Source organism: Sphingomonas parva (ex Maeng et al. 2020) (genome assembly GCF_004564275.1).
In the GTDB taxonomy this organism is placed as follows: Bacteria; Pseudomonadota; Alphaproteobacteria; order Sphingomonadales; family Sphingomonadaceae; genus Allosphingosinicella; species Allosphingosinicella parva.
Genome location: NZ_SPDV01000035.1, coordinates 45,312 through 62,435 on the forward strand (window position 1 = coordinate 45,312; position 17,124 = coordinate 62,435).

Here is a 17,124-nt window from a genome sequence, read left to right on the forward strand (position 1 = left end):
GGCCACCTCCCTTTCGGCTGAGCCTGTCGAAAGGCCAGTCCGGCGATGCTTCGGCCGCCAGAGTTCGCTACGACGCCTCAGGCGCTCGCTGACACATGAAAAAGGGCCCCGGCTTGCGCCGAGGGCCCTCTCCCCCTGTTGTTTCGCTCAGAAGCGGAAGCGGCCGGTGATGCCGTAGGTCCGCGGCTCGGCCAGGAAGGCTCCGAACAACTGCGTTGCCGGCGTGCCGAAGGCCGCCGTCTGGGCATAAGAGGTGTTCGAGCCCTGCAGCGTCGCGTTGAACGCGACCTGCTTGTAATCGACGTCGAACAGATTCTGTGCCCAGAGCTCAAGGCTCCACGAGCGGTCGCTCGCTCCAATTCCGGCGCGCGCGTTTACCACCATGACTCCTTCTTGCACCTTTTCCGGGAAGAGATCGGAGCCGGTGTTGAACTCGGACTGGTAGCGGAAATCCGCGTACAGCAGCCCGCGAAGATTGGAGGAGACCTCGGGAGTCCAGGAGGCGGAGCCCGTCACCACATATTCGGGCGCGTTCGACAGACGGGAGCCCGGCAGCAGGAACAGCGCCGGGATCAGCGAATTGCCGTTCGCCGGCTGGTAGAAGGACGGCGTGCCGGCAAGGTCCCTGCGATACCTGGTGTCCGCCAAGGTGAATCCGGCCGAGACGGTGAAGTCCGGCGCGGGGTACATGAACGCCTCGAGTTCGACGCCCCTCGAGACGACGCCCGAGCGAGTCTCGCTGCAGATGCTGTTCCCGAACGTGAGATCCTCGTCGGTCGTGCCGAGGTCGTTCTTGCAGCCCCGGATGTCGGTGACGAAGAAGTTCGTTCCGTCGAACGTGTTGAGCTGGAAGCTCTTGAACATCTGGTAGAAGGCGGCGACGTTGAGGTCGAAACGGCGACCATCGAACTTGGCGCCGATCTCGAATGCATCGACCTTCTCCGGGTCGAACTTGAGCACGTCCAGGTCGTTCGTGGAGGCCAGCGTAACCGGGCTGAACAACGGCGCGCGGTCGAGGTTGAACCCGCCTGCCTTATAGCCCCGGGAGTAGCTGCCGTAGACGAGAAGGTCGTCGGTGGCCTTGTAGCTCAGCACCGCCGTTCCCGACCATTCGCTCTCCTTCTTGCGATCGGAGAAGCTGCCGTTGACGCTGTTGATCACGCACACCAGCGGCGCACCTGCCGAGTAGATCCCGGTGCCCGGTGCAGCCAGCGCGCCGGCAAGACCGGCGATCGCCGCGTTCAGCCCGCCGTTGCCGCCCGGGTTGGCCGCTGCACCAGCGGCCAGAGCACGCAGGCGGTTGATGTTCGCGACGTAAGCCCCGCAGGACGACGTGCTGTTGAGTTCTGCGTCGAGAGACTTGCGCTCGCTGGTGAAGCGAGCACCGAGGGTCACCGACAGACGGTCTGTCACGTTGAAGATGTTGTGCGTGAACAGAGCGAAGTTGCGGCTCTTCTGCTCGTACAGGTCGTCGACCGCCGCCCCACTGAGGGGGACGTTCACAACCTGGCTGGCAATCGCGTTGACGACGAGCGGCCGCGCGAACGCCGGAACCGCGGCAAAGGCCGGGTTGGTGGCGAGCTGCGAATTGACGAAGGCCTGGGTGAAACCGTTCAGGTTCTGGAAGCCGAACAGCGGGAAGGCGCCGAGAGCTGGGCTGAGCGCGGCTACGCGTGCCGCGGCGAACTGGTTGTAGTCGGCGCCATATTCGATGTTGTCGCCGACCTTCAGCGTCTCGTCGGCATAATAGCCGCCGACCAGCCAGTCGAGAACGCCGTCGAAGGCTGTGCCCTGAAGCCGCAGCTCCTGCGTGAAAGTCTTGAAATCGTTGAAGGAGTCCCCGTCACCTGCACGCGCAATGATGTCGAGATTGTTGAAGTCGCCGTCCAGACCCCGGGTAAGATGGTAGTCCCGATAGCCGGTGATCGACGTCAGCGTCGCGGGACCGAACTCGATGGTGGCCTCGGCCGAGAGGCCCCAGTCCTCGACGTCGGAGCGGAAATCCCGGCCTGGAGTGATCGCGATGCGGCGCGCGAACGTATCATCGAGGATCTGGCCCTTGCCCGCACCGGGAACGACCGAAGTCAGGTTACGAATGATCGCAGCGGTGCTCGACGGAGCGAAGGTCAGCTGTCCGTTGGCATTCCGCACCGCGTCGCGCGCCGGCAGGTAGGTGGCGGCGCAGCACTCCTCGTCGCGCTTGGTATAATCGCCGGTGACGAGCAGCGAGACGTCGTCGCTCGGCTCGAACAGCAGCTTGCCGCGCACGAGGTAGCGGTCACGATTGTTCACGCGGCGGCCGGAGATCACGTCCTTCAGGAAGCCGTCGCGATGAAGGTAGATACCGTCCACCCGATAGGCGAGGCTTTCCGTCAGCGGCCCGGTGATGCCGGCGCCGAGCCGATAATAATCGAAATTGCCGTAACTCGCCTCTCCATATGCCTCCTGGTCGCGGCGAGGGCGGGCGGTCACGACGTTGATCAGGCCCGCCGATGCGTTGCGGCCGAACAGCGTCCCCTGCGGTCCTCTCAGGATCTCGACCCGCTCGACGGGGCCGAGCTCCGTCAGACCGATGCCCGCGCGGCTCCGGTAGACGCCGTCGATGAAGGTCGCGACCGAGCTCTCGAGGCCGGGATTGTCGCCCACGGTCCGGATGCCGCGGATACCGGCGCCGCCGGCGCCCGCTTCCGAGGAGGTGGACGAGACATAAAGCGACGGCGTTACCTGATTGAGCTGGCGCAGATCGCTGGCGCCGCTGTTCTGCATCGTCTCCGCGGTGACGGCGGAGACCGCGACCGGGACGTCCGCCAGCGGGCTGGCGCGACGGGTCGCGGTGATGATGATCGCGCCGGTCTGGTCTTGCTCAGCCTCGGTGGTCGGTGCCGCCAGCGCGGTATCCGGCGTCTGCTCCTGACCTTCCGGCGTATTGTCCTGCGCATAAGCCGGCGATGCGGCCAGCGCAGCGATGCCGGCCGACATCAACCAAAACGATCTCGCCATCATACCCTCCCTCGGATTTCTATTTTGGGAGGAAGGCTAGTGAAACTTCGCGCGACGGAGAAGCCGAAAACCGCGCATTTCCGCCGATTCCGCGAATTTCATGGCGTTTACGCAACAATCCGGTAGCGAAACGAAACCGGGGCCGCGCCGCTTCCGTTACGGCATCCTTGCTTTGTCGCGAAAAGGCCCTCCCGCGCGGGACGCGGGAAGGCCTTTGAGATAATCCGTCAGGGCGGGATCAGCGCGGCGAGAGCACCATCAGCATCTGCCGGCCTTCCATCCGAGGATGCTGCTCGACCTTGGCGATGTCGGCCACGCCTTCCTGGACCCGCTGCAGAAGCTGCATGCCGAGCTGGCCGTGGGCCAGCTCTCGGCCGCGGAAGCGCAAGGTGATCTTCACCTTGTCGCCTTCGTTGATGAAGTCGACGACCTTCTTCATCTTGGTGTCGTAATCGTGGTCGTCGATGTTCGGACGCATCTTGATCTCCTTGATCTCCTGCGTCTTCTGCGATTTCCGCGCCAGATTGGCCTTCTTCTGGGCCTCGTACTTGAACTTGCCGACGTCCAGGAACTTGCACACGGGGGGATCGGCGTTCGGCGATACCTCGACCAGGTCGAGGCCGACATCGGCAGCCTGCTCGATCGCTTCGGCCGTGAGCATCACGCCGATATTCTCGCCATTCTCATCGATCACGCGCACGCGCGGCACGGAGATGAATTCGTTGAAGCGAGGGCCGTTCATCGGCGGGGCGACAGGGCGCCTCATCATGGGCGGACGTATAGCAGTTTCTCCATCAAAGCCTTTAGAGGCGCACAAGTAGTCAAAGCCGCCCCGGAATAAAAGATGGGCGGCGTTCAAGCCGTTGATTTTTCGTCCGGGCTGTTGCCCGCTCGCCGCGGCAGGCGGAGCGGGACAGCCGGCCGAACGATCTGGTCCCGTCAGCGCCCGCGAAGGTCGGGCGGGCTGGCGTCGGCAGCGAGCCGCGCGACCAGCGCGTCGAGCGGCAGCACCTCCTGGCGCGCGTCGCTGCCCAGCGGACGCAGCGCCACCGTCCGCTCCTCCGCCTCGCGCTTGCCGAGGACGAGCAGGTTCGGGACCTTCTTCAGGCTGTGCTCGCGCACCTTGTAGTTGATCTTCTCGTTGCGAAGGTCGGCTTCGGCGCGGATGCCGGCCGCCTGCAGCGCCGCCACCACCTCGCGGGCATAATCGTCGGCGTCGGACACGATCGTCGCGACCACCGCCTGCACTGGCGCGAGCCAGAGCGGAAAGCGACCGGCGTGATGCTCGATCAGGATGCCGATGAAGCGCTCGAACGTGCCGAGGATCGCGCGATGCAGCATCACCGGCCTGTGGCGCTGCCCGTCCTCGGCCACGTAGGAGGCGTCGAGCCGCTCGGGCAGCACGGTGTCGGCCTGGATGGTGCCGACCTGCCAGGTCCGGCCGATCGCGTCGCGCAGGTGGAACTCCAGCTTGGGCGCGTAGAAGGCGCCTTCGCCGGGCAGCTCTTCCCAGCCGAACTCCGGCGTGTCGCGACCCGCGGCGTGGACGGCGTCCCGCAGGATCTGCTCGGCTCTGTCCCAATCGGCGTCGGAGCCGAAGCGCTGGTCGGGGCGGAGAGCGAGCTTGATCGCATAATCCTCGAAGCCGAGATCGCGATAGACGCTGTCGAGCAGATCGCAGAAGTCGCGGATTTCCTCGATCAGCTGGTCCTCGCGGCAGAAGATGTGCGCATCGTCCTGGGTGAACTGGCGCACGCGCATGATGCCGTGCAGCGCGCCGTGCGGTTCGTTGCGGTGGCAACAGCCGAACTCGGCCATGCGAATCGGCAGGTCGCGATACGATTTGATCCCCTGGCGGAAGATCAGCACGTGCGCCGGGCAGTTCATCGGCTTGAGCGCCATCAGGTCCGCGTCGCCGGAGAGCACCGGGCCCTCCTCCTCGGTGCTCGGGATCTCGTCGGGAACGACGAACATGTTCTCGCGATACTTGCCCCAGTGGCCGGACTGCTCCCACTGGCGGGCGTCCATCAGCTGCGGCGTCTTCACTTCCTCATAGCCTGCCGCGTCGAGGCGGCGACGCATATAGGCTTCGAGCGCGCGCCAGATCAGATAGCCCTTGGGGTGCCAGAACACCGATCCCTGCGCCTCGGACTGGAGATGGAACAGGTCCATCTCCTGGCCGATGCGGCGATGGTCGCGCTTGGCCGCCTCCTCGAGCCGGACGAGATGCGCGTCGAGCTGCTTCTTGTTGAGCCAGCCCGTGCCGTAGATGCGCGACAGCATCGCGTTCTTCTGGTCGCCGCGCCAATAGGCTCCGGAGACCCGGGTCAGCTTGAACGCATTGGGGTCGAGCTTCCCGGTGGAGGCGAGGTGCGGACCTCGGCAGAGATCGACCCAGTCCCCCGAGCGGTACATGGTGATCGTCTCGTCGGCGGGCAGCTCCATCACCCACTCGGCCTTGAACGCCTCGCCCGTCTCCTCGAAATATTTGCGGACGTCGTCGCGCGTCCAGACCTCGCGAACCAGCGGCGCGTCCTTCGCGATCACCCGGCGCATCTCCGCCTCGATCGCCGGGAGGTCCTCGTCGGTGAACGGCCCCCGGTCGGACGCCGGCGCGAAGTCGTAATAGAAGCCGTCCTCGGTCGCCGGACCGAAGGTGATCTGGGTGCCGGGGAAGAGGTTCTGCACTGCCTCGGCGAGAACGTGGGCATAATCGTGGCGGACGAGCTCCAGCGCCTCCGCCTCGTCGCGGGCGGTGATCAGGGCGAGCTCGGCATCGCCTTCGAGCGGCCGGTTGAGGTCGCGGACCTCGCCGTTGACGCGGGCCGCCAGCGCGGCCTTGGCGAGGCCGGGCCCGATCGCTGCGGCGACGTCGCCGGGCGTGGTGCCCTCCTCGACCTCGCGGACGGAGCCATCGGGAAGGCGGATTCGGAAATGCTGCGTCATAGGCGCGTGCATGTAGCGACGCGCATCGCCTTCCTCCAGCCCCGCCCCGCGATTTCGTGCGGGCACGGCCCGCGGCAGGCGGCGAGGTGCGGCGATCCGAAGGACGCGTTGCGGCACCGCCACCCTGAGTGGCGCTCAGGACACGATCTGGAACTTAATCCTTGCTCAACTCTTGAACGGCATTGTACAGATTGTACATTCCAGCGGCGTCTGATCCTCTTTGAATGCGGCGCACGTGCAACAGGAGCAAGTCGATGGTGCTTCATACCGAGGAAGACCCTTTCGCCGGAGTCAGGAAGATCGACGCGACCGACGCCCGCCAGTCGTTCAGCGATCTTGTGAGCCAGGTCGCAGTCGGCCGCCGAACCTTGCTGATGCGGAACGGCAAGCCGGTATGTGCGATCGTCTCCCTACCGGACCTGCATCTGCTGCTCGCCCGCGACGCCAGCCGCGACGAGGTCATGCGACAGTCGCCGCCGGCTGAGGGACGCGGACGATCGTTCAGCGAGATCCGCAAATCCGGCGCGGTCGCGGATGCGCTCGGCACTGCGAGTTCCTCTTCGACAGCGGTTCAGACAGCCGCGGCGGACGATGCGGCGACGGCCATCGCGCAGCTGGTCGAGGCAACCTCGCGCATTGTGATCGAGCGCATGCGCGAACGCGGGCCCGCCGAGAGCGTCGAAGAGGAGAAGGCCGAGATTGCCGAGCTCGTTCTTGCCTCTCTGTCCGGCCAAGCGGTATATTCGCAGGAACAGGCCGAGGAGCGGGAGGCTGCCGGGAGCTGGTGAGCGAGAGACGCATCCCGGTCGGACCGTACGAGCTGGTGGTTCCGGAGGAATGCGTTACGGCCTACCGAGTGAGCGTCTCGATCCTCGAGAAGCTCCATGTACCGTGGGAAGACTTCGATCTGGAGATCGACGGGCTGCTCGCCGAGTTCGATCAGGGCTACATCCCCGAAGACGCTGTCGCCGTCACGGGTGAGCCGGACACCTATGCCTTCACGCGCTGCGGCGTGAGGCTCCACATCAGGATCGACCAGGGGTTGATGGATCTGGTTGTCGTCCGCATTCAGCCTCCGTCGCAATGGATCTTGCCGAGGTCTTTCTGACCGGCGCCGGTTGCGCGTCGATGACCACCGGGAGCGGCTCGATGGCGCGATCTGCGCGCAGCACCAGGACCCCCCGGGCTCCGGGCAGCCCCCACGTCTCCGCACGGACGCGAAAGCGAAGCCACGCCGCGAGCCGGCGCCCGATCACCGTGCGCACGGTGAGATTGACCAGCTCGCCCGCAGCGATCGCTCGCCCATGCTGCGGGCTGGCTTCCAAAGCTGGTCCGGCCGCGCCTCTGCGGACCCGCAACTCGCTGTGCAGCCCCCGGAACCAACCGGGCAGGCGGAGACGAGCGCCGGTCAGCTGGAGACTATGCTGGGGCTGGAGCGAGACACGGGTTTGCACCAGCGAACCGTTCAGCAGCAGGTGGGCATCGCCCTCCGTGCGATCGTAGAGGAGCCGCCTTGCCCTGGTCTCGCGCAAAGCAACGAGGCCGTCTCCCAGCACGCATAGCGCCGCCAGGCCGAACCACAACCAGGGCGACACGGATTGGCTCAGGTCGATGACGACGTGCGCGAATCCCGCTTCGGTGCCGGCCGCGCCGACGGCGTCCGCACGCAACGAAAATCCCAGCGGCAGCGCCGAGGCGGCGACGATCAGGTGGAATCCGCGACGGTAGATCATCGCGGGATTTCGCGCGATCGACAGCACGAAATAGGCGAGAGCGGCGCCCACCCCCAGCTTCACCGGAATCCATTGCAGCCATGCCGCGAGCGTGACCAGCGTCCCGACGAAGGTGCTCGTCAGCATTGTCTGACCGAACCAGCTCATATCGCCTCGCACTCCCGGCGCCGCCGAGCGCCCGATGTTACGCCCAACTTCGCAGTTGGGCCAAGGCGCAATGGCCTTGGCGGCGACGCGGCATGTCCGCGGCGCACCCCGGCGCACCCCGGCGCAGTGGGCTTCACAGGATCCCCCCGCTACACGGGAGCGATGACCGAGATCCGCCACCTGTCCGCTCGGGGCCTGCGCCTCGCCTATCGCCATCGCCCCGGCCGTGGCCCGACCATCGTCTTTCTGCCCGGCTACATGTCGGACATGGAGGGCGGCAAGGCGAGCGCGCTCGACGGCTGGGCGGAGGCGCAGGGCCGGGCGATGCTGCGCTTCGATTACGGCGGCTGCGGCGTCAGCGAAGGAGACTTCGCGGCGCAGAGTCTCGCCAATTGGCGCGACGACGTGCTGGCGATGCTCGATTCGGTCGTCGAAGGGCCCGTGGTGCTGGTCGGCTCGTCGATGGGCGGCTGGCTGATGCTGCTCGTCGCGCTCGCCCTGCCGGAGCGGGTGAAGGGCCTGATCGGCATCGCGGCCGCGCCGGATTTCACCTCCTGGGGATTTGGCGACGCCGACAAGGCCGCGATCCTCACCGCCGGCCGGCTGGAGGAGCCCTCGCCTTATTCGGACGCGCCCTACGTCACGACGCGCATCTTCTGGGAAAGCGGGGAATCGCTGAAGCTGCTCGACGGAGAGATCGGGATCGACTGCCCGGTCCGGCTGCTGCACGGCACCGCCGATGAGGACGTGCCCTGGCGCCTCTCGCTCGAGCTGATGGACAAGCTCCGTTCAGCGGACGTGCAGGCCCATCTGGTCAAGCAGGGCGATCATCGCCTCTCCCGCGACGAGGACATCGACCTTCTGATCGCGACCGTGGGCCGTCTCCTGGAGCACCTGTGACCGCATTGCTTCTTCTCGCCTTCGCCCTCCAGGCCGCGGCCGGCCCCGCCGGTCCCGCGGCGCCGACCAATGCTGCCGATTGCGCCGCGCTGGCCCGCAGGGCGCCGGACAGCGCGATCGCGGCGGCCGACGCCTGGCGGCTCAAGGGCGGCGGCCTTGATGCCCGCGCCTGCCTTGGCCTCGCTTATGCGGAGGCGGCGCGCTGGCCGGCGGCGGCGGCCGCGCTCGAGGCCGCGGCGCGCGAGGCGGAGAGCAGCAAGGATCTGCGCAGCGCCGATCTCTGGGTGCAGTCGGGCAACGCCTGGCTGGCCGGCGGCGAAGGCGCCAGGGCGCGCCGCGCCTTCGAGGCGGCGCTGGCGACGCCGACGCTGGGCCGGGAGCTGCGCGGCGAAGCGCATCTCGATCGCGCCCGCGCTTCGGTCTCGCTCGGCGAGCTGGCGGCGGCGCGCGCCGACATCGACCAGGCGCTCGAGCTCGTCGCTGGCGATCCCTTCGCCTGGTACCTCTCGGCGGCGCTGGCCCGGCGGCAGGACGATCTGGCGCGGGCGCGGACGGACATCGCCAAAGCGGTCGAGCTCGCCCCTTCCGAGGCCTCGATCCTGCTCGAGGCGGGCAACATCGCCGGGCTCTCGGGCGAGGTCGACGCCGCCGCGGGTCTGTTCGCCCGCGCCCAGCGCGCCTCGCCCGACTCGGAGGCCGGGGGTGCCGCGGCGGCGGCACTCGCCGCCAACGCTTCGCCGGCCGCTCAGCCCGCGCAACCGCCCGCCGGCGCCGCGACCTCGCCGGACTGAGCCGGCGGCGTCACCGCCGCGGGGCTCCGTCGGGTGTCTCGAGGACACCGGCCGCGGCGGGTTCGCTGCGCACCAGCCGGTTCAGCGCTTCGACATGGGCGGCGAAGGCGGCCCGACCCTTTCTCGTCAGACCCGCCCAGGTGCGCTGGCGCGACGCCACCGTCGCCTTTCGCAACGTGACATAGCCCGCATCCTCCAGCTGTTTGAGGTGCTTCGAGAGCACCGACTCGCTCACTCCCGTTTCGTCCCGGAGCAAGGCGAACTCGGCCTCGTCCGTCGCGGAGAGCATCGCGCAGATCTGCAGCCGCACCGGTGCGTGAATGACCGCGTCGAGTCCGTGCGGCGGCATCAGAGCTGCTCCGTCATCTCGGCACGCCAGAGCCTGTCCCACGCCGCGCTGGCGAAGGCGGCGACGATGGCGGCCACTGCCCCGCAGGCCAGAGGCACCCACGCCTTGCCCTCGTCACGGCCGAAATGGACGGCGACGAAAGCCAGACCGAGGATCACGGCGAGGAAGCCGAGGGTGAGCGGCAGCGTACGTCCGCGGCGATAGCCGTTGACGCTCAGGCCGGTCTTCGCCTTCCAGACCGAATAGAGCGCGGCGACGAACAACAGGCAGACGACCGATCCGGCTACGGGCCAGGGACCGGGCAGGCCAACGCTGGCGACGATTCCGCCCGTCCCGAGGCCGTAGAGCGGCGCGTACCAACGCGGGGAAGCGGCGCGCGCGGCGAGTCTCTGTCGCGCGGCAGTGGCAGTGGCAAGGGCCTGGCGGGGTTCGAAATCGTCGGTCATGTTTCCTCACTTTCCAAGTTGGAAACTAAAGTGACTTTCCAACTTGTCAAGTGACAAGCACGGCCGTGCATTTCGTCGTGACGAACCGTGCCGCTCACTCCTCTCCCTGGAGCATTTTCGTCCGCTCGATCGTCAGCCAGGCGGCAAGGCTGTCGGAGGGAACGCCCGGCCACTTCAGCTTCGCGAAGGCGACAAATGCGTCACGATAGCGCAGCCAGGCGCGCTGCGCGTCGCGTATCCCCACCTGCGTGACGGCTCCGATCCCGCGCCCGGTGTCGGCTTCGCGTATCGCCTTGCGGTAAGCGGCGTTGAGCGCGGCGTCGGCGGCCCGATATTGGGCGCTGGTGTAGCGGGGCGCACGCCCGGTCGAGAGCCGCCGCAGCATCTCGGTAAAGGCTTCGCGCGCCGCCTCTTCGGCGCCGATCTGCATCGCCGCCCGCGCCGTCCCGCTCAGGTCCACCTCGCCGCCGCCGTGCGCGTCGACCCAGGCGTCACGAGCCTTCTGAAGCGGCGCGAACGCCTGGCGCTCGGCCGGAGTCCAGCCGCGCATGAGCACCGCCAGCGCGGCGGCCCGCCGCGCAGTATCGATCCGCTCGTGGTGACCGGCGCAATAGCCCATCGCCAGGCCGCTGGTCACGTCGTCGCAGAAGTGGAAGTCGCTGCCCGTCCAGCCCTCCATTTTCGCCCCGGCGAGATGCCGGACCCGTCCGTCCGATTCGAACGGCGCGCCTTCGATGCCGCAGGCGAGATGCGTCGCCACGTCGAGGTCGCGCCTGGCGCCGACCCCATTGGCGTAGATCGTCATCAGCATGATGCTGCCGCCGAACACGCCGTCATCGCCCGCGTCCCGCTCGAGAAAGGCACATTGGCGGGCTTTCACCGGATCGGCCTTCATCCCGATGCCGTAATAGAGCGCCTCGGAATCGCAGCCCCTGAGCGCGGCCACGGCCTTGGCGTCGGGCCGATCGGCGCGCGGCGGCTCCTTGGCCTTCAACGCCCGGCAGATCGCCTTCGATTCCTCGAATCCTTGCGTGAACTCGCCAGTCGCCTCGGACCAGTCGTAGCTCTGTCCGGCGGCCGCTGCGCCGAGCAGCGCCGCCGCCGCAACCGCGATGAGCTTCATCCGCCGTGCCCCTCCACAAAGCAGCGCGGAGGCTACGCTTCGCGCCCGTGGCGCGCAACGCCGCTGGATCCCAACATGAGTCAAGGCGTTGTCCCCGTCCGGCTTGTGTTTTCCGGAGAAGGCGATGTCGCGTTTCTTCTTCCATCTGCGCGGTCAGGGGCTTTCCGTCCGCGACGAGATCGGAACCGAATGTCGCAATGCCGATGAGGCAAGGACCTTTGCCATCCGTGTGGCGGAGGATCTCAGGCGTGCCGACTCCGGCAATTATCCGCTTTGTGCCCGGCTCGACGTGGAGGACGACGAATCGCGTCCCGTCTTCCTCGTGCCCCTGCGACTCAGCGTCTCCGAGCGCTGATCGGCGCGTCGCGCCGCTGGAACCGGCGGCGCCCCGCGGCCATATAGCCGGCGAAAGGACGCTGGCATGAAATATCTCCACACGATGATCCGGGTCTCGGATCCAGAGGCGACGCTTCGCTTTTTCGAGCTGCTCGGGCTTCGCGAGCTGCGGCGGATGGACAATGAAAAGGGCCGCTTCACCCTGATCTTCCTCGCCGCGCCCGGAGACGAGCAGGCGCAGGTCGAGCTCACCCACAATTGGGACGAGCAAGGCTATGGCGAGGGCCGCAACTTCGGCCATCTCGCCTACCGGGTCGACGATATCTACGAGACCTGCCGGCGGCTGATGGACAATGGCGTGACGATCAACCGCCCGCCTCGCGACGGCCACATGGCCTTCGTGCGGACGCCGGACAACATCTCGATCGAGCTGCTGCAGGCCGGCGACGCCAGGCCGCCGCAGGAGCCCTGGGCCTCGATGCCGAACACCGGGCACTGGTGATGACGCCGGGGCGCTGGCCGGATCGACGCTTCGCGGCGTTGCTCGGCAGCCGGCTCCCCCTGGTCCAGGCTCCGATGGCGGGCGCCGGCGGAGTCGCGCTCGCCGTCGGCGCGATCGCCGGTGGCGCGGTCGGATCTCTGCCCTGCGCGATGTTGCGCGCGGACCAGGTGCGCACCGACGCGGCGGAAGTCCGCCGCCGCGCCGCGGGCCCGCTGGCGCTCAACTTCTTCTGTCACCGCATGCCCCGGTCGAGCGACGACGCGGCGTGGCGACGCCTTCTCCAGCCTTTCCACCGCGAATTGGACGTCGACCCGGAAACGAGCGGCGGCGCCGCACGCCGACCGTTCGACGAGGAGATGTGCGCGGCCGTGGAGGAGATACGCCCTGAGATCGTCAGCTTCCACTTCGGCTTGCCCGACCCGCCCTTGCTCGAGCGGGTACGCCGGACCGCAGCGAAGGTTCTCGGCAATGCGACGAGCGTGGCCGAGGCGCGGAGCCTCGCCGCCAGCGGCGTCGACGCGATCATCGCCCAGGGCTGGGAGGCGGGAGGCCATATCGGACGCTTCCTGGACGCGCCCCACGAGCGCCAGCTCGGTCTCTTCGCCCTCCTGCCCCAGATCGTCGACGCGGTTCGGCTTCCCGTGATCGCGGCCGGGGGCATCGCGGACGGCCGCGGTGTCGCCGCGGCGATGATGCTCGGCGCCGCGGCCGTTCAGATCGGCACCGCCTATCTGCGCTGCCCGGAGAGCCTGATCGCTCCGGCGCATCGGCAGGCGCTCGCCTCTCCGCTCGCGGAGCAGACGGAGTTCACCAATCTCTACAGCGGCGGGCTCGCGCGTGGCCTGCCGACCCGGCTGACCGAGGCGCTCGGCCCGATCCGCGACGAGGTGCCGTCATTTCCGCTCGCCTCCGCCGCGCTGGCGCCGCTGGCCGAGGCGGCGGAGCGGCGCGGCGAGAGCGGCTTCAGGCCGATGTGGGCCGGCCAGTCGGCGGCGCTCGCTCCGGTGCTGCCGGCGCGCGATCTTACCGAGCGGCTCGGCGCCGAGGCGCTGGCCTTGCTTGGGCGTGAGGACTAATCTCGCAGGATGATCGAGATCGTCCGCGTTCCCGCGCTCAGCGACAATTACATCTGGCTCGTGCACGAACCCGAGAGTGGCGAGACCGCAGTCGTCGATCCCGCCCAGGCGGAGCCGGTCCTGGCGGCCGCCGCGGCGCGCGGCTGGACGATAAGCCAGATCTGGAACACCCACTGGCACGGCGATCACACCGGCGGCAACGCGGCCATCAAGGCCGCGACCGGCTGCACGATCACGGGTCCCGCGGCCGAGGCCGCGCGCATCCCCACGCTCGACCGCGGCGTGCGCGAAGGTGATCTGGTCATGCTCGGCCCGGTGCGGGCGACGGTGATGGAGGTGCCGGCCCATACCGCCGGCCACATCGCTTATCATTTGCCTTCGGAGAGCGTCGCCTTCGTCGGCGACACATTGTTCGCGATGGGCTGCGGGCGGCTGTTCGAGGGCAATGCCGAGCAGATGCACGCCAATCTCCAGCGGCTCGCCGCGCTGCCGGCGGAAACCCAGGTCTATTGCGCGCACGAATACACCCTGTCCAACGGCCGCTTCGCCCTCGTCGCGGAGCCGGACAATGACGACATTCGCGCGCGGATGGTGCGGGTCGAGGCCGCCCGCGCCGTCAACGAAGCGACGGTGCCGACGACCATCGCCCTGGAGCGCGCAACCAATCCGTTCATGCGCGCTGCTTCTGCGGCGCAGCTCGCCGAGCGCCGACTGGCGAAGGATAATTTCCGCGGCTGAAGGCGCGATTCCGTCACGCTCGCGTTGAGCAGATGAGGAGGATCGGACGATGAAGGCATTTCTCGCTGTGTGCGCGCTGGGGCTGGTCGCCGGCTGCGCCGATCAGGCTGCGCCCGAGCTGAGCGAATCGGACGAAGCCCGCCTGGGGGCGGAGCTCGCCAATTACGAGCAGGCCGGCCGCACGGTCGATTGCGTCAACAGCCGCGACCTGCGCGGCAACCGCAGCGCCGGTGAGGCCGCGATCATCTTCGATGGGCTCGGCCGCCGGGTCTGGGTCAATCGTCCCCCGGCCGGTTGCCCGAGCCTCGAGCACGGACGTGCGCTTCGCACCTCCACCCCCTCCACCCGACTCTGCCGCGGCGACATCGCCACGGTCTTCGATCCGGTGAGCGGCATCAGCTACGGCAGCTGCGGCCTTGGCGCGTTCACGCCCTACGAGCGTCGGCCCAGCGCCGGCTGAGGCGCCGCGCCCGGGGCGCAGAACGGCCCGGCTGCGCAACGTCCCGTCCCGCCTCTGCCCGCCCGCCGGCCGATTATGGAGAAAGACTGCCCTTCGGGAGTTTCATCGTCACCGTCGCCGGCTTCGAGCCGCGACATGCGCGTGTCCGTCATACGGCACGCCCCGTTCTAACTAGGGAGACGATGTGATGAGAGTAGCTGCATTTGCGATCACGCTGATGCTGGGCGGCGCGGCCATCGCCCAGACCACCACGACGACGACCACGGACCAGAGCACCGGCATGTCCACCGGCGTGAGCACCCAGGTCGGCACGACCGGCGTAGAAGCCGATGTCGACGTGAATGCGCAGGCCACCACCAGCATGCCGAGCACCAGCACGACCACCACCACCCAGTCGAACACCAGCTGGAATACCGGCCAGACCACGATGGCCAGCAACATGACCGGCCAGACGGTCCAGCCGAGCAACGCCAATCCGGAACGCGACGCGCGCGGCATCCGCGTGATCTCCGATCCGGCCGTTGCGCCGGCCGGCTATAACGGCACTGCCGGTACCGGAATGGGCGGCCCCGTGGCCGACACCAGCGCGATGGGCAGCGACTCCTCGGCTCCGGCCTGCTCGAAGACGGTGACGGACAATTGCGTCCAGACCTACGAGCGCGGCCGCTCGCCGCGCTGAGCAGCGACTGACCCAAGCCAGGAAGCCCTGGCCCGCACCAGCGGGTCAGGGCTTCATGCGTTTCAGGGTCGCTCGCCGAGCTCGGTCGAGCGCCGCCTATTTCTTGTACAGGGCGTCCAGCCGCTCGCCATACACCTCGCGGATGACGTGCCGGCGGATCTTGATCGAGGGCGTGAGCTGCTGGTTCTCGACCGTGAACGCCTCGTCGGCGACGATGAAGCGCCGCACTTTCTCGATCACCGAGAGATCGGCGTTGACGCGGTCGAGCGCCTTGCCAAGGGCGCGGTGATAATCCGGGTCGTCGGCGAGCCCCGTCCGCGGTCTGCCGTTCGCCTTCGCCCATTCCGCCGTCCATTCCGGGTCGGGGACGATCACCGCGACCAGGTACGGCCGCCGGTCGCCGACGACCATCGCCTGCAGGATCTCGGGCTGGATGGTGAGCATGCCCTCCACCTTCTGCGGCGCGACGTTGTCGCCCTTGTCGTTGACGATCAGGTCCTTCTTGCGGTCGGTGATGACGAGCCGCCCGCGCGCGTCGAGATGGCCGATGTCGCCGGTGTGCAGCCAGCCGTCGATCACCGCCTTCGCGGTCTGCGCCGGATTGCGCCAATAGCCCTTCATCACCAGCGGGCCGCGCACAAGGATCTCGCCGTCCTCGGCGATCCTGACTTCCGCATTCTTCAGCGGCGGACCGACAGTGTCCATCTTGATCCCGGCGCGCGGCCGGTTGCAGCTGATCACCGGGCCCGCCTCGGTCTGGCCATAGCCCTGGAGCAGGGTAAGGCCGAGGGCGTGGAAGAAGATGCCGACGTCGGGGTTGAGCGGCGCGCCGCCGGAGACCATCGCCTTGATCCGCCCGCCGAAGCGGGCGCTGACCTTCGGCCGCAACGTGCGCGAGAGGATGAGGTCCATCGGCCGGTCCCACAGCGGAATCCCCCCGGCATAGTCCTTCGCGCCGATCGCGAGCGCCCGCTGCATCAGGTAGTTGGAGAGCCTGCCCTGCTTCTCGACGGACTTGAGGATGCGCTGCCGCAGCACCTCGAACAGGCGGGGCACGACCACCATGATGGTCGGGCGTACCTCCTCGATGTTGGAGGCGAGCTTCTCCAGCCCTTCGGAATAATAGATCTGCGCGCCCAGGCCGATCGGGAAGAACTGACCGCCGCTATGCTCATAGGCGTGGCTGGCGGGCAGGAACGAGAGGAAGACCTCGTCGTCGATCCCGAAATCCTCGGAAATGACGGTAGTGCAGCCCTCGACATTGTGAAGGATCGCGCCGTGATGCTGCATCACGCCGCGCGGGGCGCCGCCGGTGCCGGACGTGTAGATCAGGCAGGCGAGGTCGTCGCGGCCGGTCTGCTCCGCCTCCGCCGTCAGGCCCGCGACGTCCGCAGCGCCGCTGTCGACCAGCGTCTGCCATTGATGGAAGGCGACATCGCCGGCCTGGCCTCCGGGCAGCGGCTCCATGCCGATCACATGCTCGCAGCTGTTCGATCGGATCGCCGCCGGCAGCAGCGGCTTCGCGAGCTTCGCCGTCGAGACGATCACGGCCCGCGCGCCGCTGTCGTTCAGGATGTGGGTGTGATCGCGCTCGGTGTTGGTGGTGTAGGTCGGCACCGTCACGCAGCCCGCGGCCATGATCGCCAGGTCGGACAGGCACCATTCCGGCCGGTTCTCGGACACCAGCATGACCATGTCGCCCCTGGCCAGACCGATGGCGCGCAGCGACGCAGCCAGCGCCGCGACCTGGTGCGCCGCCTCCCGCCAGCTGATCGATTGCCAGCGGCCATCCTTCTTCGCCCAGAGGAACGGCGCATCGCCGCGCTCCGCCGCCCGTACGAAGAACATCGTCACCAGGTTCGGAAACGTCTCGACTGGCCGCAACTGCCCTCTCCCCA

Annotated in this window: 18 protein-coding genes; 10 read left to right on the forward strand and 8 right to left on the reverse strand. The window is 67.9% G+C overall.

From position 1 onward, the window contains the following. Positions 1-147 precede the first annotated feature (147 nt). The 3 genes from E2493_RS16095 to thrS all read right to left on the reverse strand — a co-directional run bounded on the left by E2493_RS16095 (position 148) and on the right by thrS (position 5,946). Entirely contained in the window at positions 148-3,000 is a 2,853-nt protein-coding gene (locus E2493_RS16095) for a TonB-dependent receptor (protein ID WP_135088697.1), read from the reverse strand. A gap of 238 nt (positions 3,001-3,238) precedes the next feature. Continuing rightward, positions 3,239-3,769, reverse strand: a complete 531-nt coding sequence (gene infC, locus E2493_RS16100; protein WP_135088837.1) for a translation initiation factor IF-3 — start codon at positions 3,767-3,769, stop codon at positions 3,239-3,241. 170 nt (positions 3,770-3,939) lie between these two features. Beyond that, a complete protein-coding gene (gene thrS / locus E2493_RS16105) occupies positions 3,940-5,946 on the reverse strand; it encodes a threonine--tRNA ligase (protein ID WP_135088840.1) in 2,007 nt (668 codons plus the stop codon). Positions 5,947-6,203: 257 nt separating this feature from the next. On the opposite strand from thrS, the gene E2493_RS16110 reads away from it, so the two are divergent. Then, positions 6,204-6,734 carry a type II toxin-antitoxin system Phd/YefM family antitoxin gene (locus E2493_RS16110; protein ID WP_167737575.1) on the forward strand — a complete coding sequence of 177 codons (531 nt, stop codon included), beginning with the start codon at positions 6,204-6,206 and terminating at the stop codon, positions 6,732-6,734. Next, positions 6,731-7,054 carry a hypothetical protein gene (locus E2493_RS16115; protein WP_135088703.1) on the forward strand — a complete coding sequence of 108 codons (324 nt, stop codon included), beginning with the start codon at positions 6,731-6,733 and terminating at the stop codon, positions 7,052-7,054. The genes E2493_RS16110 and E2493_RS16115 overlap by 4 nt, the downstream gene beginning before the upstream one ends. On the opposite strand, the gene E2493_RS16120 is transcribed toward E2493_RS16115, so the two are convergent. Beyond that, entirely contained in the window at positions 6,972-7,826 is an 855-nt protein-coding gene (locus E2493_RS16120; protein WP_135088706.1) for a hypothetical protein, read from the reverse strand. The two genes, E2493_RS16115 and E2493_RS16120, sit on opposite strands and share 83 nt — an antisense overlap. Before the next feature lie 162 nt (positions 7,827-7,988). Between E2493_RS16120 and E2493_RS16125 the strand changes: the two genes are divergently transcribed. After that, positions 7,989-8,726, forward strand: coding sequence for an alpha/beta fold hydrolase (locus tag E2493_RS16125; protein ID WP_135088710.1), 738 nt, complete (start codon positions 7,989-7,991; stop codon positions 8,724-8,726). Then, entirely contained in the window at positions 8,723-9,517 is a 795-nt protein-coding gene (locus E2493_RS16130; RefSeq protein WP_191993013.1) for a hypothetical protein, read from the forward strand. Before E2493_RS16125 ends, E2493_RS16130 begins: the two co-directional genes overlap by 4 nt. Positions 9,518-9,527: 10 nt before the next feature. Here the strand turns inward: E2493_RS16130 and E2493_RS16135 are convergent, their stop codons facing one another. The 3 genes from E2493_RS16135 to E2493_RS16145 form a co-directional block, all read right to left on the reverse strand. Then, entirely contained in the window at positions 9,528-9,866 is a 339-nt protein-coding gene (locus tag E2493_RS16135; RefSeq protein WP_135088713.1) for a winged helix-turn-helix domain-containing protein, read from the reverse strand. Then, positions 9,866-10,312 carry a hypothetical protein gene (locus E2493_RS16140; protein WP_135088716.1) on the reverse strand — a complete coding sequence of 149 codons (447 nt, stop codon included), beginning with the start codon at positions 10,310-10,312 and terminating at the stop codon, positions 9,866-9,868. The genes E2493_RS16135 and E2493_RS16140 overlap by 1 nt, the downstream gene beginning before the upstream one ends. A 94-nt stretch (positions 10,313-10,406) precedes the next feature. Then, positions 10,407-11,435 carry a lysozyme inhibitor LprI family protein gene (locus tag E2493_RS16145; RefSeq protein ID WP_135088719.1) on the reverse strand — a complete coding sequence of 343 codons (1,029 nt, stop codon included), beginning with the start codon at positions 11,433-11,435 and terminating at the stop codon, positions 10,407-10,409. Between the two features lie 88 nt (positions 11,436-11,523). Between E2493_RS16145 and E2493_RS16150 the strand changes: the two genes are divergently transcribed. The 6 genes from E2493_RS16150 (at position 11,524) to E2493_RS16175 (ending at position 15,226) form a co-directional block, all read left to right on the forward strand. Then, positions 11,524-11,790, forward strand: a complete 267-nt coding sequence (locus tag E2493_RS16150) for a DUF6894 family protein (protein ID WP_135088722.1) — start codon at positions 11,524-11,526, stop codon at positions 11,788-11,790. Between the two features lie 66 nt (positions 11,791-11,856). Next, positions 11,857-12,273 (forward strand): VOC family protein, encoded by a 417-nt coding sequence (locus E2493_RS16155; RefSeq protein ID WP_135088725.1) that lies wholly within the window; start codon positions 11,857-11,859, stop codon positions 12,271-12,273. Continuing rightward, positions 12,273-13,349, forward strand: coding sequence for an NAD(P)H-dependent flavin oxidoreductase (locus E2493_RS16160; protein ID WP_135088843.1), 1,077 nt, complete (start codon positions 12,273-12,275; stop codon positions 13,347-13,349). Before E2493_RS16155 ends, E2493_RS16160 begins: the two co-directional genes overlap by 1 nt. 9 nt (positions 13,350-13,358) lie before the next feature. After that, the gene (gene gloB / locus E2493_RS16165; protein ID WP_135088728.1) at positions 13,359-14,087 is read left to right on the forward strand and encodes a hydroxyacylglutathione hydrolase; all 729 of its coding nucleotides are present in this window, start codon (positions 13,359-13,361) and stop codon (positions 14,085-14,087) included. A 49-nt stretch (positions 14,088-14,136) separates the two neighbouring features. Further along, positions 14,137-14,547: a hypothetical protein gene (locus E2493_RS16170; protein WP_135088730.1), complete on the forward strand. Its 411-nt coding sequence runs from the start codon at positions 14,137-14,139 to the stop codon at positions 14,545-14,547. Positions 14,548-14,734: 187 nt separating this feature from the next. Beyond that, on the forward strand, positions 14,735-15,226 hold the full coding sequence (locus E2493_RS16175) for a hypothetical protein (RefSeq protein ID WP_135088733.1): 492 nt from the start codon (positions 14,735-14,737) through the stop codon (positions 15,224-15,226). A 96-nt stretch (positions 15,227-15,322) separates the two neighbouring features. Here E2493_RS16175 and E2493_RS16180 read toward each other — a convergent pair whose 3' ends face one another. After that, the gene (locus E2493_RS16180; RefSeq protein WP_135088736.1) at positions 15,323-17,110 is read right to left on the reverse strand and encodes an AMP-dependent synthetase/ligase; all 1,788 of its coding nucleotides are present in this window, start codon (positions 17,108-17,110) and stop codon (positions 15,323-15,325) included. Positions 17,111-17,124 lie beyond the last annotated feature (14 nt).